The following is a 15,267-nucleotide window of genomic DNA, read 5'->3' on the forward strand; positions in this document are numbered from 1 at the left end:
ATGACGAAAGTAACCAAAGCGGTAATACCCGTAGCCGGGCTTGGCACCAGAATGTTGCCAGCCACTAAAGCCATTCCCAAAGAAATGCTGCCGATTGTCGACAAGCCTCTTATCCAATATGTCGTGAGCGAATGTGTAAAAGCGGGCATCAAGGATATTGTCCTGGTAACCCATGCCAGTAAAAACAGTATCGAAAATCATTTTGATACCAGTTTTGAATTAGAAGCGACACTGGAAAAACGAGTGAAGCGCCAGTTATTGGAAGACGTGCAAGCCATCTGTCCACCGGGTGTAACTATTATGCACGTACGTCAGGGGCATGCCAAAGGCCTTGGCCATGCCATTTTGTGTGCCAAACCGTTGGTAGGAGATGCGCCTTTCGCTGTCGTATTGCCCGATGTGGTAATTGATGATGCCACCAGTGATCTAACTAAAGACAACTTAGCTGATATGGTTAAGCGTTTTGATAAAACGGGCGCCAGTCAGATAATGGTTGAAGCAGTTCCCAGAGAACTTGTGCATAAATTCGGTGTTGTTGATCTTAGTGGGGTCGAGCTGCACGAAGGTGAAACCGCTGAAATCACTCAGATGGTAGAAAAACCGCCTAAAGGAGAGGAGCCATCAAACCTGGCCATTGTGGGTCGTTATGTATTAACTGCCGATATCTGGAAACAGTTGGAGCGCACTGCACCGGGCGCTGGTGATGAAATTCAATTAACCGATGCCATTGCTGCTTTGATGGATAAACAATCGGTAGAAGCCTATTTTATGAAGGGCAAGAGTCATGATTGTGGCAGTAAGCTGGGATACATGAAAGCTAATGTTGAATACGCCTTGCGTCACCCGGAATTGGCGAAAGATTTTAAAGCATTTCTTGCCTCTCTAAATTGATTGGCCATTAAAGGCAACTATGAAAACGCGCCATCTGGCGCGTTTTTTTATACCAATCCTGGTAATGATTATTCAATGGCGTTGGTACTAGACTTTGATCAACGACTCAAGGCGTACAAAGGCCTTTTGACCAATGCCTTTGACATTCTGAATATCCTCAACAATCAGGAATTCACCGTATTGATTGCGATATTCAACAATGGCTTGTGCTTTTTTAGGGCCAATTCCCGGCAGGCCAGTGAGTTGCTCAACCGTTGCCGTATTGAGGTTTACCTTACTGATGGTTTGCACCGTATCAGCCACTTCTGAATTAGCTTCGCTGTTTGCCAGAGTAGGTTGGGATAGTAATGCGCCAGCCATTAAAAACGCGATGCTGGCTTGTTTAAACATGTCTTTCATAATTTTCTCCTTAACATTTAGATTCCATGATGAAGTGGCACATTAGCTTTCACTTCGGAGAAAATTACAACTCGAATCGCGATTACATACAACTGTACTAAAGTACAGTTTTTGAGTAGAGGCTTTTAAAAACAAAAACGGCCGACAAAATGCCGGCCGTTTAAACTTGCTTGTAAGAAGCTTAGACTCTGTCTAAAACCGCCTGGGTGAAGTCAGTGGTGCCATGGCTACCACCTAAATCTCGAGTGGTGCGATCACCTGTCTCGATGACTTCTCTTAGTGCATTGCGTAGCTTCTCTGCTTTGTCACCCATTTCCAGGTAATCCAGCATTTGTGCTGCCGCCAGCATGACAGAAGTTGGGTTTGCCAGATTCTTGCCTGCAATATCTGGAGCTGAACCATGAACGGCTTCGAAAATTGCACAGTCTTGACCAATGTTAGCGCCCGGAGCCATACCTAAACCACCCACAAGACCGGCGCATAAATCTGAAAGAATATCACCAAACAGGTTAGTGGTTACCATCACATCAAATTGATGTGGATTCATTACCAGCTGCATACAGGTGTTATCAACGATCATTTCGGCTGATTCGATATCAGGATACTGCTCACCTATTTCTCTGGCGACTTTCAGGAATAAACCAGAAGTGGATTTTAAAATATTGGCTTTGTGAACCGCAGTTACCTTTTTACGGCCTTCGCGACGTGCCAATTCGTAGGCAAAGCGTACGATTTGCTCAGCGCCCTTGCGAGTGATTTTGCTCATAGCTTCAGCTTCTGAACCATCTGGCGACACCACCTGCCCAAGACCTGAGTACATACCCTCAGTATTTTCGCGAATGGTGATAATATCGATATCTTCATAGCGCGCTTTGGTGCCTTTAAAAGAGCGCACAGGGCGGACATTGGCGTATAAGTTGAATTGCTTGCGCAAGCTTACGTTGATAGAAGTAAAGCCTTCACCGACAGGGGTGGTTAAAGGCCCTTTCAAGGTAACCTTGTTTTTAGCGATCAAATCCAGGGTTTCTTGTGGTAACAATTCACCGTGGTTTTCCAAAGCCATTAAACCTGCATCAGCATAGTCGTAGGCAAAATCACAGCCCAGTTTTTCCAGAACCTGAATAGTGGCATCTACGATGTCCGGACCAATGCCGTCACCGCGAATAACAGTAATTCGTTGCGTCATCTAATTTTTCCCGATTAACTTAGGTTAAGCGACCAACACGCACTAAAAGTGTAGTCTTAATTCTGACGAATTTTGAAATGAATAATTCGCGCACTTTATACCACTTTTTTGCCTGCTTAGCCATTTCCAAACAAGCACTTGTTGTGAATTGGCCAGTAATTGTGGGAATTTTTCACCGTTTCTTGGCATATTTCGCTAAACCTCGCCCTGTCTATTGCGAGTCTTTGACAATATTGTTGTAAATATTCATCAGAATCGAACTCCGGAATTACACCTTCGAAAAATACTGAAGAAGCTAGATTGAGACTCAAGTTTAATAAAACATGGGGCAGGGAGCGCTTTGCTGTCGGTGGCAGGGATTGTTTCGCCAGACCGTCCCGCAGGGCATCTCTAATTGCCTTATCTTGTGCCCAACTGCAAGCAAGTTTGTAGGCGTGTTGCCACAACAATTGAGGTTGTTTGAGCTGGATTTTGTGACTGTCTCTGGTGCTGGCGGTATTACTGTATTGCCAATGTTGTTTTAACTTTAATTCTCCATGGGTGAACAGCCCCGCTGCTGCGAAATACACCCAACAACTGGCTTGCTCCGGTATGAATTTGACGTGCCGCAAAGCGATGGCGTGTGCAAAGCCAGACCATAATTTGACGAACTGATAAATAATGTCTTGCATGGGAAACTGGTGTTGACTTAAGCGGCTGGTTAAGGCTTTTTCTACCAACACGCTTTGGGTGCGCTCAAAGCCATGCATTAACAGTCCATGTTTTACATTATTAATGCGTAAATTAGCCCTTGACTGTTGGCTGGCTGTTAGCTGTATGTGATCAGCGAAACTGGGCTCGGATTCTATCAGCGCGATCAACTGATCAATATCAATGTCTTGAGCGCTCAAATGCTCGATCACTGCCACCAGTGACTCGGGTGGCTTGTCCAGCCTGAAGCCTCTGGCGTAGATCTTTTGACCATCTGATATTTTATTTATAGCTTGAACTTCTTGCCATGCGGGTCCCCACCACTTATCGGCGAGTTTGATATTATTCAGGTTGCCGGGGGCAGCAACTTTGCGAATTTGGGACTCAGTGATGGCGCTTATTTCATCATCATAATTTTTTAGCGAGGCTGAATAGGGCAGGCAATAAAGTTCATTCTGGTGGCGGCCTAAATACAATGCTCTTTGATTATCACTCAATAGTAATGTGCACCCTGGAAGTATCGTTCCTGGGTAGTCCATTAGAGGCTCTAGCAGGGATAGGGCGAAACAATGACTTGTCTGAGTTAATTTGACTATGGCTTTACTATAGCTAATGGCCGCTTTCTCGGGTGTGCGAGTAACAAGCGACGCCATATACAATGTGATGCTTAAGTAGTCATTGTTGGGTGATTTCGTGTTGCGGCTTGTTATTAATGCCTGCAACCGAACCATCTCTTTAGCACTGGTGTGGGTGAGTAACTCTAACCAGATTTGTCGTTGATAGTGGCTTAAGGCCCGAATGAGTTGCGTCTTAACACTGCTAAAATTGCATTTCGAATCTTGACTTTTTTGCCCGGCACGAGCCTCAATCTCGGGTTTGGCGGTAATACACCAGGTAAGAACGCCAGATAGTATTTGCTGGGCTGTAGTGAGATTAAAGTTATTGCGTAAGAGTAACAAGCCACAGAAGATCAGGCAGTTAAATTGAAAATTATAAAAGTAGCTTAAATTGGTTTTGTTGTAGTGTAGCTGAGCCAGTAGTGGGCCCGGATAATTGATTAAGGTGTCCAGGAAGCGTTCGCAAAACAATTCGGTTTGTTCAACATGATTGGCGGATACATCTTGTTTTTCAAAACGGATATCGAGCTTTATTAGCGTTTTGTATAGCTCAGCAATACGCGCTGAGCTTGGTACTGTGTGAGTCGTTGTGGAACTATTGGTTTGCGGATCAGAACGCATTCTCAAATTGTTTTTCAGCCTTTTCTCCTAAGGCTACCAACTTGTCATTTTTAAACAAGAGTGGTGTGCATTCATCTTGAGAAGTAATACCATCAGCCCGCTTGTGTTGGGTGCGGTAATACATAACTTGAATTTTGTCCTCTCCAGACATTTTTGCTTCGCTAATGTCGGGACCACCTAACATAGTCAGTATGTCTTTGTGATAAAAATCCTTTTCCACAGCGATCTCGGAGATTTTTTCGATTTGGACCTTATTGTAATCTTGGCGATCTTCCCAGCCCATGGTCTCCGGTTTATCCGGAAAGTAATTAAATACGCCAACAAAAAATGCGATGTATAGGGCCAGCGCAATGGCAATACCTTTAATGATCTTCATAGATAGTGTTGATTCTCATCTTTAACTCAGCAGAAATTTTAACCAAAATGGTCTGACAATTGAACGCTGTTAATCGCGCAATTCATGTCGTTAAACTCAGCTTTTCGTCAGGAAACCACCTGATAGCAGGGAACATAGGGTTCACCACCAGGGATTTTCATGCGATCTTGTGCCACAAAAGAAACCAACAAATCATCCATCATAGCCATTAGTGTTTTATCGCCATTGAGTTTGAAGGGGCCATGACGCTCAATTTCCGCAACGCCTTCGGCTTTTACATTACCGGCAACAATGCCCGAAAAAGCTCTGCGCAATGCCGCTGCCAACGAGGCTTTTGGCTGGTCAAAATGCAAATCTAAAGCCGCCATGTTGGCGTGATTGGGTACAAAAGGCTGTTGGAACTCGGGCTCAATTTTTAATGCCCAGTTAAAGTGGTATGAATCTCCGATATTTTTGCGGAATTCCTTAACTTCGTTTTGTTGGGCTTTAATGTAGCGTGCTACCTCTGCCGGGTCATCCACGATAATGCGGTAAAGGGATTGTGCTTCTGGCCCGAGGGTTTTGGCAACGAAATTGTCAATGGCTTCGAAATAGCCGACACTTTCTTTGGGCCCGGTTAATACAATAGGTAGTACTTGTTGCTGGTTTTTTTCATGCAACATGATACCCAATAAATAAAGTAGCTCTTCTGAAGTGCCAACGCCTCCGGGGAAAATAACAATGGCATGTGCCATTCGCACAAAGGCTTCCAGACGCTTTTCAATATCGGGCATAATCACCAATTCGTCCACTATTGGGTTGGGGGGTTCTGCCGCGATGATGCTGGGCTCGGTAAGGCCCAGGTATCGCCCTGCAGTGATGCGTTGTTTGGCGTGGCCAATAGTAGCGCCTTTCATGGGACCTTTCATGGCGCCTGGGCCACATCCAGTACAAATATTCTGCCCTCTAAGACCTAATTGATAGCCCACTTCTTTTGTGTATTTGTATTCAATGTCACCGATAGAGTGACCACCCCAACACACCACCATATTGGGTTCATTTTGTGACGCCAAAGCGCGCGCATTGCGCAGCATATCAAATACGGCATGAGTAATATGGCTTGAGTCTGTAAAGTCCAGTTCATGGCTTTCCAGTTTAACGCCCATGTACACCAAGTCGCGCAATACCGCGAACAGGTGTTCATGCACACCCTGAATCAGCTGGCCGTCTACAAATGCTAATTGCGGTGGGTTAATCAATTCAATTTTGACACCGCGTTCACGGCGTATCAGATTAACTTCAAAGTCTTGATAGGGCTCAAACATTTGCTTGAAGTCATCAATTTCTGCACCACTATTGAGTACCGCGAGACAGCAGTTTCTGAATAGGGTGTGTAGATCTCTATTATTGGTAAAATTCAGGCGATCAACTTCAAGCTGAGAAAGTTGGCTCATAGGGCCAAGTGCATTTAATTGGACTGATGTCATTGTTATCCTTGGATGATGATACAGCGATTTCGACCACTATTTTTGGCCTCGTAAAGCGCTTTGTCTGCGCGCTCGAACGCTGTAGCAATGGTATCACCTTGGGTAAAATCTGTGGCACCGATTGATGCGGTGATACTGACATTGCGATCTTTAAATTTGAACGGGATCTTTTGGATCTGTTTACGGATGGTTTCCAGTGGTTTTTTTACCTGGTCAATTGGCGTTTGCGGTAACAATACCACAAATTCCTCACCGCCCCAGCGGGCAAAAAAATCGGTGTTACGTAAGCACTTACTGATGTTTTGGGCTATTACCTGTAGGGTCTTGTCACCTGCGGCGTGACCAAAATTATCATTGATTTTCTTAAAGTGATCGATATCCACCACTGCCAGACAAATTGGATGCTTGTGGCGCTTCCAACGGCGATATTCTAACTCTACGCGTTCGTTATAGGCATTGCGATTTGGCACCTGCGTAAGTGAATCTCGATAACTGTGGTACTTTTGCTCTAATAAACGTTGTTTGTAGGCTTCAGTTTCCCTCTCTAACGTTGCAAGCTGTGCCTTCATGCTAGACAACAGTTCCATCACCGAAACCTGTTCTTCTTTGTCCTGCATTTCTCTGGAGGTTAGGGTGGTCGCCATTTTGTCCAACATCTCGTTGGCTTGTTGTTTCAAAATGGCCAGGTCAATGGCGTTGTGAACTTCAATACCAAAATCATCTATTTGTGAGCGCAGCGCTTTGGAATTATCTAATTTTATCTGGTATTGCTGCTCAGACGATTTTATGGAAGCTTCCACTTTTTGCCCAACACCTGTGAGGGACTTTTGCAAGTTGTGGACATAGCGCTCAGCTTGCTTGCGTTCTTGCAGCAATTCATCAGTCAGGGTGCGCAACACCACCAGACAGCATTGCATCAATTCTTGACGACTTAATCCACCTTCCAGTTGCTCCGCAATATCTTTGAGAGCTTGTTCTTGTGGTGAAGAGGCTATCAACTGGGCAATGAGTTCCTTAAATTCTCTGGTGATTTGCTCATGTAATTCTTGAGTAATGCCCGCATTGTCAGCGGATTGTGCACTACCATTGAGGGGATGGGCTTCGATAAGTGCAAATAACAACTCTGCACCTTTGCGGAAATGATGAGAAACAGCCCCTAGTGACATTGAACTGCCGTTGAGTTCAATGATGTAGTTGTTTAATAGTTGTTTGAATTCCACATCGGCGGTGCCACTATTTAGCACTTGGTTCGCCAATGTCTCCAAGCCACTTACGGCTTCGTGATTGAATGAGCGAAGCGCATCGGCATGCTTCAGTATCGGGCCTGTTAGTTCACTGATAGAGGCTTCAGCCTGCAACCAATGGCTGGGAGATTTTAACTGATTTCTCAACGTGTGCAGTTTGGTATCAATCTCCGGGAAGCCGCCGTCGTAGACTTTGGTTAGCCGAATAATAAACTCGCTGAGATTTGCAACTTGATGTTTCAGCAGTCTGATTTGCTTTTGCTGGTTTTCCACTCGTTTTCCTGTACCACTTCTCGCGCCCCTCCTGCCTGCTTTACTCCTCAATAGTTCTGCTTGGCGGGAAGGTTCCATTCACAAAGCTATTGTTAGCACAATTTTGGCCGTCTTGACAGTATAGTGCAAAGATTGCCTTGCCGAATTAAAGATTATTGTCTGATCAGTCTCAGATTGGGCATAGATTCCGTCTCAGTGCTTCGCAGAGGGTTGATATCCAGTCCACCGCGGCGGGTATAGCGTGCCAAGACGGTTAATTTTTGCGGCTGACACTGCGCCATTAAATCACAGAAAATACGCTCGACACATTGCTCGTGAAATTCATTGTGCTCCCGGAAGGAAATAATGTATTTCAATAAAGCGGCCTCATCAATCAATGGTCCTTGATAATTGATATAAAGGCTTCCCCAATCAGGTTGGTTGGTGATCAGACAATTTGATTTCAACAAATGGCTCACCAAATTTTTTTCAACTATTTCGTCAGAGGTGACTTTGAGCAGGCTAGCATCAGGTTGGTATTGGCTGATTTCGACGTCTAAATCATCAATACACTCTCCCGGCAGTTCTACCACGGGAAGATTTCGGGCTGACAAATCTTGCATGGTGACAGATACGTCACCACCCGCAACCAGACTGAGGTCTTTGATGAGTCTTTGATGCACTTCTTCATTCGACTGAAAGCGGGATTGGTTAAAGCTATTCAGATATAACTTAAAGGATTTGGATTCAATAATATTGGGGGTGGTAGCAGGCACCTTGCATTCAAGCAGGGCCACCATGGGCTTGCCTTTGTGGTTTAACCAGGAAAATTCGTAAGCGTTCCACAGATCCTCACCTTTGAAAGGCAGCACATCAGTAATACCAATAGGGTCTCTGTTTAAGCTCCTGGGCACTGCCTCCAGAACACTGGGGTCGTATGTGCTGGGATAATCAACGGTTTTGCCGAGGGCTAAGGCATTTAGCGATTCCTGGTAGAGGTCTTTAGTCATTATTTGTTAATCTGTATGGATACTGACTTAATTTTAAATTTGCTGGCCTGATATGACAACCAACATCCTCTCTAGTATTGATCAATTCGTCACCCAATGGTGCGAATTTCAGCAAGGGCATCAACAAGACTTACTAATAGAACAGGATCCAGAATGGGTTTCCCCCACTGAGCAAGGTTCCGCTAACGCCGATGGCGAAGTACTCTGGGCACCCGCACTTCAGTCGCCAGGCAACAATCTTCAAGCGCTGGTGGACGGTTTGGAAGTTAGTCCAAATCCTGAGTTGGAAGTGTATTTTACTCGCTATTTTAGCGATAACCTGGATGCCGAAACCGAGCGGGGTAGGTTGCAATTGTTAATGCCCTGGAATCAAGATGATTTTGTGCGCTTGCAACAAAATCTAATTGCTCACGTGATGATGAAACGTCGTTTGCGACAACAAGAGACGCTGTTTTTTGCGGTTACCGACGAAGAAGATTTTATTATTTCGGTGTTAAATCAAACTGGCGAAGTGGTGTTGGAACAAGTGGGTAAAGAGCCACAAGAGATTTTAGCCGGTAGTCTTAGCGAGTTTTTTACGCAGCTAAGACCATTGCCTTACCGCAGCGTGGCTTAATCTTTCTGCTCAAGTGCAGCCAGGCGCTTTTCAAGCGCCTCAATTCTTGTTTCCAACGCCATCATTTTTTGTACTTCAGCTGATTTGGTGGACTCCGTAACGCTTTCCGTCTCTGTTGGGGTGGCATCTACCACTGCTTGTGGTTGTTGTTTGCAATATTGCACTGCCTGAATAATTGCAGGTAACGGCGTTTTTACTGGTAAACGAGCCTTCAGCATACCAACCGAAACCGGTTTACCACTTTTTATCAATTGCTGACAAACAGCAAGCACCTCAGGTGACATAAGATATCCCATCAATTTAACGTCAAAAGCATACTATCACGTTCACGGGGTTACGGAATAATCCGGGAAATACTTATCTGCGATGCGCTGACAGTAATCCATGGATATTTTAACCGGTCCCGCTTTCACCGTGGGCTGCAGTCGTTCAGGATGTCGGCCCATACCCGATAAAATGCAGTACCAGGAGGGACGCAAATACACCAGGTCTTCTTCGATGACTTTTAACGCGGCCTCAAAGTCTTCACCTCTATCCCAGGCTTTCAGCAGGTACTTAATATTATCTGACACTATTGTTTCTTCACGTGCGTCAAACCAGTATTGAGAATCTTTTCGGGTGTTTAAGATATAATGCAAGGACACATAGTCTTTTACGCCATCAAACAAGCGATTCATCTCTTTGTTGTAGCGCATCATGTCTTGGCCAGAGAAGCTACCTGACTCCAGAATTAAAGATAGGTTTTGAATGGCGAACTGCACCAACATTAAGGCGGTAGCCTCAAGAGGTTCAATAAATCCTTGGGAGAGTCCGATTGCCACACAGTTACCGCCCCAATGCTCTTCCAGGCGACCTACTTTCATTTTCAAATGCCGTGCTTCTACTTCGGCATCAGGCGAGAGTCCTAAGGTTTGTTTTAGCTCGTCTTCCGCGTCTTTTGCTGTAGTGTGTCGCGAACTATACACATAACCGTTGCCCCAACGTGAAGTAAGGGGGATTTGCCACATCCAGCCATTTTTTAATGCCAGTGAACGAGTTTGAGCTTTAAATTTATGAGGCGATTCAGTCGGAGTTTGTATAGCTACCGCTGCGTCGTTAAATAATACATCGCTGTAACTGACAAATTTTCGTTTTAAGGTTTTTTGAGCCAACAGTGATTGAAAACCCGAACAATCCACAAAAAAATGAGCCGCCAATTTAAGCCCGGTATCGGTCATCACACTTTTCAGCAGGCCTTTACTGTCCGTGCCGACACTGGTGACATTGGCCACATGGTGCTTAACCCCATTGGACTTTGCTTTATCTCTCAGAAAGTGGCCCAGTTTTGTGGCATCAAAATGATAGGCATAATCCACCTGAACATCTGACCCTTGCGCTAATACCGGGCTTTTGAAGCGTTCGGCGATGTAAGCTGCCGTAAAATAATTGTCGGGGTTGGCGTCGGCTTCGAATCCTCGTCGGCGCAATCCGCAATTATAAAAAAACATTTCAGCAGGCTTTTTATCAAATTCATTGAAAAAGGGATGAAAGTAGCTTTCGTAGCCACATTCATGACTCCAATCATCAAAGCGGATACCAGATTTATAGGTGGCGTCGGTTTGTGCCATCCATTCTTTTTCCGGGATATTCAAACTATCAAAAAACTGTTTGAGATACGGCGTGGAGCCTTCACCAACTCCCACCGTGCCGATATCCTGTGATTCCACCAATGAGATACTAACACCAGCAGGTAGTCTGGAAGACAGATAGAGGGCAGTCATCCAACCGGCAGTGCCACCACCTACAATGAGAATTGAATTGATCATAGTTTGTCGCCGTTATTCGCTTAGTTGTGTCGATTCCCTTACCACAAGTTCTGGTTCGAAATATTGATTGTCTATTTTCTCTTTATCGCCCTTGCGCTTATTTTTTATAGTGCGAATTAGCAGAGAAGTGGCCTGTCTTGCTATCAGACTGGTGGGCTGGGCTGCAGTAGTGAGCTTGGGCCAGGTTTGACGAGAAAAGGGGTTATCCTCAAAACCGGCGATTGCCACATCTTTCGGTACATCAAAATTCATCAGTCTTGCTGCGAATAACGCACCGGCCGCAATTTCATCGTTACAGGCAAAGATTGCACTCGGTGGCTGCTTTAACGAAAGCAGTTGTTTAGCGCCTTCTACGCCCGCTTCAAAAGAATATCTGCCATCAATAATCAGCGATTTATCTGCTTTCAGTTGGTGTTTTTTCAATGCCGATTTATAACCTTGCAAACGTTCATCCGTGGATTGGTGATCCTTGTCCCCGGTGATAAAACCGATGCGTTTGTGGGCAACGCTGATGAGATGCTCTGTGATCTTTTCACTGGCACTTCGGTCATTTATCAGCACGCAAGGCCCGCCAGTTTTTTTATCATTGGCGCCAGATAAAATTCGCACGTATTGCATGTTGATCTCATCCAGCGCAGTAAGGACTTCCGGCATTTCTGATAGGGGAGGAGACAGCACTAAACCCGCCAATTGCGATCGACGCACCATGTCTTTGACTTCATTCACGATATGCTCATTGGAAGCGTCGCAGGGGTGAATGATCAATTCAAAGCCGTTGCTGAGGCACTCCTTTAATATGCCATTTTGCATATCAATCACATAGTAGGCATTGGGGTTATCGTAGATATAACCAATGGCGAAAGATTGGGTAGCGGCGAGGTTTCGGGCCGAGCTATTGGGTTGATAATTCAGTTCAGAAATCGCCGCTTGTACCTTGCTTTCGGTATCGGGCTTAACTGAATCTTCCTTATTGATTACTCGGGATACCGTTTTTATGGATACGCCGGCCAGTTTCGCGACGTCTTTTATTGTAGCTTTCAAAAAATCCCCTGAATGCGTATTCGCTTTGCAATGCTTATAGGTACTACTGTTACAGCAGTTTTGTAAACGGATTGTAACGACTTAGCTAAAAAAAAAGCAATTAAATGGTTGCAAAGCTAAAAATGTTAGATTAATGTTACGGGAAATTGACAACGTTGTCATTCCTTTTTAGCAGTTTTAACAGGAAAGCAAAAGACGACCGAGTCATAATTTTTTAAATCGAAATGACAACGTTGTCAAAATGATAAACAGAGGAACGGGGAAATGAACACAACCAATCTCAATAGGCTGTCTTACGGTATAAAGGTGGCGCTTGCTGCTGGCTCCTTGAGCCTGGTAGCCCAACCTGCATTAGCACAGGAAGAGGCCGCTGATAATGTCGAAACCATTCAAGTTACCGGTATCCGCGGTAGCCAAAAAGCCAATATCAATGCCAAGCGCTTTTCTAACGCCATTGTTGATGCGATTAATGCCGAAGACATTGGTAAGTTCCCTGATAAAAACGTGGCAGAGTCATTGTCTCGTATTCCTGGTATCACTATTGATCGCGACTTTGGCGAAGGGCAGAGTGTTACCATCCGTGGTTCAAGACCAGATCAAAACCTGACATTGATCAACGGTCAGGCGGTGGGTACTGCGCAATGGTTTGTTCTGGATACCGCAGGCCGTAACTTCAACTTTGAAATGTTGGCCTCTGAGATGGTAGCCGGATTAGAAGTGTACAAATCAGCCCAGGCTGATATTGATGAAGGCGCGATTGGTGGAACAGTTATTCTGCGTACTCGCAAGCCGCTGGACCTGGAGTCAGGTACCATGCAAGCCTCTGTTGAAGCACAGTACAACGATTTATCTGAAGATACCGATCCTTCTTTTTCCGGGTTATACAGCTGGAAAAACGACGCAGAGAACTTTGGTGTATTAGTTTCGGCTTCATTCCAGGAGCGTACTGTACGTCGTGAAACTAACGAAGACTTCGGTTGGTTTGGCCCGACAGTTGACCGCATCGAACCTGCTCTTGAAGCACCAGCGGGCGCTTCCCAAAAAGGCGCCTTGCCTTGGGGCATGGGGTCAGCCTTGTTTGAACAAGACCGTGAGCGCATTGGTTACGATATTACCGCTCAATGGGCACCGAGTGATGACCTGGATTTAACGCTACATTACCTCAGTTCCACGCTGAAAGCCGATAACGTGAATTCAAACTTAATTGGTATTCCTTTCCGCGGCTTGTTTGCCATGGGTGATAATCCTAACCCTGGTACAGTAAATAGCGACGCTGTTGTAGACAGTTTACAAGTATTTGGCGTGGATAACCGTCCGGGTTGGGCTCGTCATATGGCCTACGATAATATTTTCCGTGATGGCTCAGAAGCCTCTACCGAATTGCTGGATTTTGAAGGTAATTACAACACTGAGTCAGGCAAGTTGCATTGGCAGATTGGTCGTACTGTAGGTGAGGGTACTAACAATGACTTCTTTACCGAGTTCTGGGTAGATCACACTGATCCACGCGCCGCCTTTGATTTTTATAATCCGGGTGGTACTAATCCTTACATCGATTTCACTGGCCCTAGCCCCTGGTTGCAAAATCCGGGTGACGAAATGTGGTTAGGTGGTATTTTCGATCAGGCCAACATCTCTGAAGATAAAGAGAACTATCTGCAGTTGGATTACACTCATGAAGTGAGTTTGGGTGCTGTTACCAGCATCAAGTCTGGTGTTAAGTTGCGTGACCGTTCTTTCACACAAGACCGTTATCGTACCAGCTTGAATAACCTGGCGGCAGTAGGTGAGGGCAGCTTAGGGCCTGCAAGTCAGTTCTGGTCAGGTGAAATGGTGAATGTTTCTCACAGCAATACTAATGGTGTAGCAGCTTCTTATTTTATGCCAGACAGAGACGCAATGTATAATGCACTTTATGCCGTCGCTGAGTGTACGGGTGGCGAAACGGGGTTGTGCCGCAATAATGATGTGTTCTTGAGTGACGCGTCGTACGAAGTGAAAGAAGACATCACCGCGCTTTATACCATGGCAAATTTCGAAGATGAAAACCTGCGTGGTAATGTCGGTTTGCGCTATGTGAGCACTGATCAAGATTCCAACGGTTATGACCTGGCTGATGGCTCAGCGCTAACTCGCTCTGGTGATTACTCCGCCTGGTTACCCAGCTTGAACCTGTCTTATGACTTAACCGATGAGTTGGTATTGCGTGCTGCGGCAGGCAAGTCTATTGCTCGTCCTACACCGTTCCAGTTGTCTGCATCTTATAACCTGACGCCTGAAACCAGCTCAGGCTCAGCGGGTAATCCAGATTTGAAACCTGAACGTGCTACAAGCTTTGAATTTGGTCTTGAGTGGTATTTCAGCGACGCTTCGTTGTTATCTGCCACTATGTTCGCCAAAGACTTATCCGATATCGTGATATCTAAAATCGTCGCTGCTGAGGTTAATGGTGTTCAAATCAACCAACTTAACACGCCAATCAATGCAGGTACGGCGACAGTTGAAGGGATTGAAGTACAGTTACAACACGCTTGGGATAACGGCTTCGGTGGTTACGTTAACTTCACCTACAATGACGTGAGTGATATTAAAGATGGTGGTAACTTGATTGGCTTGCCGTTTAACTCCAGGGAGTCCTATAACGCTGGTGTTTATTATGAAAACGACATTTATAGTGCGCGTTTGAACTATACCTATCGTTCAGAGTACTTCCTTGCCGTCACTGAATTTGGCAATCGTTATCGCGATGATCAATCCCAGTTAGACGCGCAGTTCAGCTGGAACGTGACAGACGAAATCAGCCTTAAGTTCGAAGCGTTAAATATCACCGATGAAATTTGGGAAAACTATTACGAGCGTGCCACTGATGGTCATCGCGTGGGTGGTACCCAAAGTGCCAATGGCCGACGCTTTTACGCAGGAGCCAGCTTTAAGTTCTAAAGTGTGTGTCTGGTCGATACTACAAGGAGGTAGTTCACTGACATTGTGTGTTGCTGGCCCGGCAGCGGGGGTTGTTGGGCCAGATTTTTAAAGTAAGTTTTGAATATTTGAAG

General features: G+C 45.3%; 13 protein-coding genes. 3 read left to right on the plus strand and 10 right to left on the minus strand.

Going from position 1 to position 15,267, the window contains the following annotated elements; genetic code table 11:
* A complete protein-coding gene (galU, locus tag ACXAGP_RS12460; protein ID WP_475261762.1) occupies positions 1-891 on the plus strand; it encodes a UTP--glucose-1-phosphate uridylyltransferase GalU in 891 nt (296 codons plus the stop codon).
* A gap of 87 nt (positions 892-978) precedes the next feature.
* Here the strand turns inward: galU and ACXAGP_RS12465 are convergent, their stop codons facing one another.
* From ACXAGP_RS12465 to queF, 7 genes are all read right to left on the minus strand, one after another.
* Positions 979-1,290: a ComEA family DNA-binding protein gene (locus tag ACXAGP_RS12465; RefSeq protein WP_475261764.1), complete on the minus strand. Its 312-nt coding sequence runs from the start codon at positions 1,288-1,290 to the stop codon at positions 979-981.
* Positions 1,291-1,471: 181 nt separating this feature from the next.
* On the minus strand, positions 1,472-2,476 hold the full coding sequence (locus tag ACXAGP_RS12470) for an isocitrate dehydrogenase (RefSeq protein ID WP_475261766.1): 1,005 nt from the start codon (positions 2,474-2,476) through the stop codon (positions 1,472-1,474).
* 116 nt (positions 2,477-2,592) lie between these two features.
* Positions 2,593-4,404, minus strand: a complete 1,812-nt coding sequence (locus ACXAGP_RS12475) for a hypothetical protein (protein WP_475261767.1) — start codon at positions 4,402-4,404, stop codon at positions 2,593-2,595.
* Complete coding sequence (locus tag ACXAGP_RS12480; RefSeq protein ID WP_475261769.1) at positions 4,394-4,780, minus strand: DUF3192 domain-containing protein; 387 nt, start codon at positions 4,778-4,780, stop codon at positions 4,394-4,396. Before ACXAGP_RS12480 ends, ACXAGP_RS12475 begins: the two co-directional genes overlap by 11 nt.
* Positions 4,781-4,887: 107 nt before the next feature.
* Entirely contained in the window at positions 4,888-6,246 is a 1,359-nt protein-coding gene (gene ppnN, locus ACXAGP_RS12485) for a nucleotide 5'-monophosphate nucleosidase PpnN (RefSeq protein WP_475261770.1), read from the minus strand.
* Positions 6,247-6,248: 2 nt separating this feature from the next.
* Positions 6,249-7,763: a GGDEF domain-containing protein gene (locus tag ACXAGP_RS12490; protein ID WP_475261771.1), complete on the minus strand. Its 1,515-nt coding sequence runs from the start codon at positions 7,761-7,763 to the stop codon at positions 6,249-6,251.
* Between the two features lie 152 nt (positions 7,764-7,915).
* Positions 7,916-8,752: an NADPH-dependent 7-cyano-7-deazaguanine reductase QueF gene (gene queF, locus ACXAGP_RS12495; protein ID WP_475261772.1), complete on the minus strand. Its 837-nt coding sequence runs from the start codon at positions 8,750-8,752 to the stop codon at positions 7,916-7,918.
* 52 nt (positions 8,753-8,804) lie between these two features.
* Between queF and syd the strand changes: the two genes are divergently transcribed.
* Positions 8,805-9,368, plus strand: coding sequence for a SecY-interacting protein (gene syd / locus ACXAGP_RS12500; RefSeq protein WP_475261773.1), 564 nt, complete (start codon positions 8,805-8,807; stop codon positions 9,366-9,368).
* Here the strand turns inward: syd and ACXAGP_RS12505 are convergent.
* From ACXAGP_RS12505 to ACXAGP_RS12515, 3 genes are read right to left on the minus strand one after another with little or no spacing between them, the layout of a single operon-like run.
* The gene (locus ACXAGP_RS12505) at positions 9,365-9,652 is read right to left on the minus strand and encodes a hypothetical protein (RefSeq protein WP_475261775.1); all 288 of its coding nucleotides are present in this window, start codon (positions 9,650-9,652) and stop codon (positions 9,365-9,367) included. The two genes, syd and ACXAGP_RS12505, sit on opposite strands and share 4 nt — an antisense overlap.
* A gap of 42 nt (positions 9,653-9,694) precedes the next feature.
* Positions 9,695-11,173 carry a tryptophan halogenase family protein gene (locus ACXAGP_RS12510; RefSeq protein WP_475261776.1) on the minus strand — a complete coding sequence of 493 codons (1,479 nt, stop codon included), beginning with the start codon at positions 11,171-11,173 and terminating at the stop codon, positions 9,695-9,697.
* Between the two features lie 12 nt (positions 11,174-11,185).
* On the minus strand, positions 11,186-12,214 hold the full coding sequence (locus ACXAGP_RS12515; protein ID WP_475261778.1) for a LacI family DNA-binding transcriptional regulator: 1,029 nt from the start codon (positions 12,212-12,214) through the stop codon (positions 11,186-11,188).
* 264 nt (positions 12,215-12,478) lie between these two features.
* On the opposite strand from ACXAGP_RS12515, the gene ACXAGP_RS12520 reads away from it, so the two are divergent.
* Entirely contained in the window at positions 12,479-15,154 is a 2,676-nt protein-coding gene (locus ACXAGP_RS12520) for a TonB-dependent receptor (RefSeq protein WP_475261780.1), read from the plus strand.
* The last annotated feature ends 113 nt before the right edge of the window (positions 15,155-15,267 follow it).

Source organism: Planctobacterium sp. AWM4_229, from assembly GCF_056160305.1.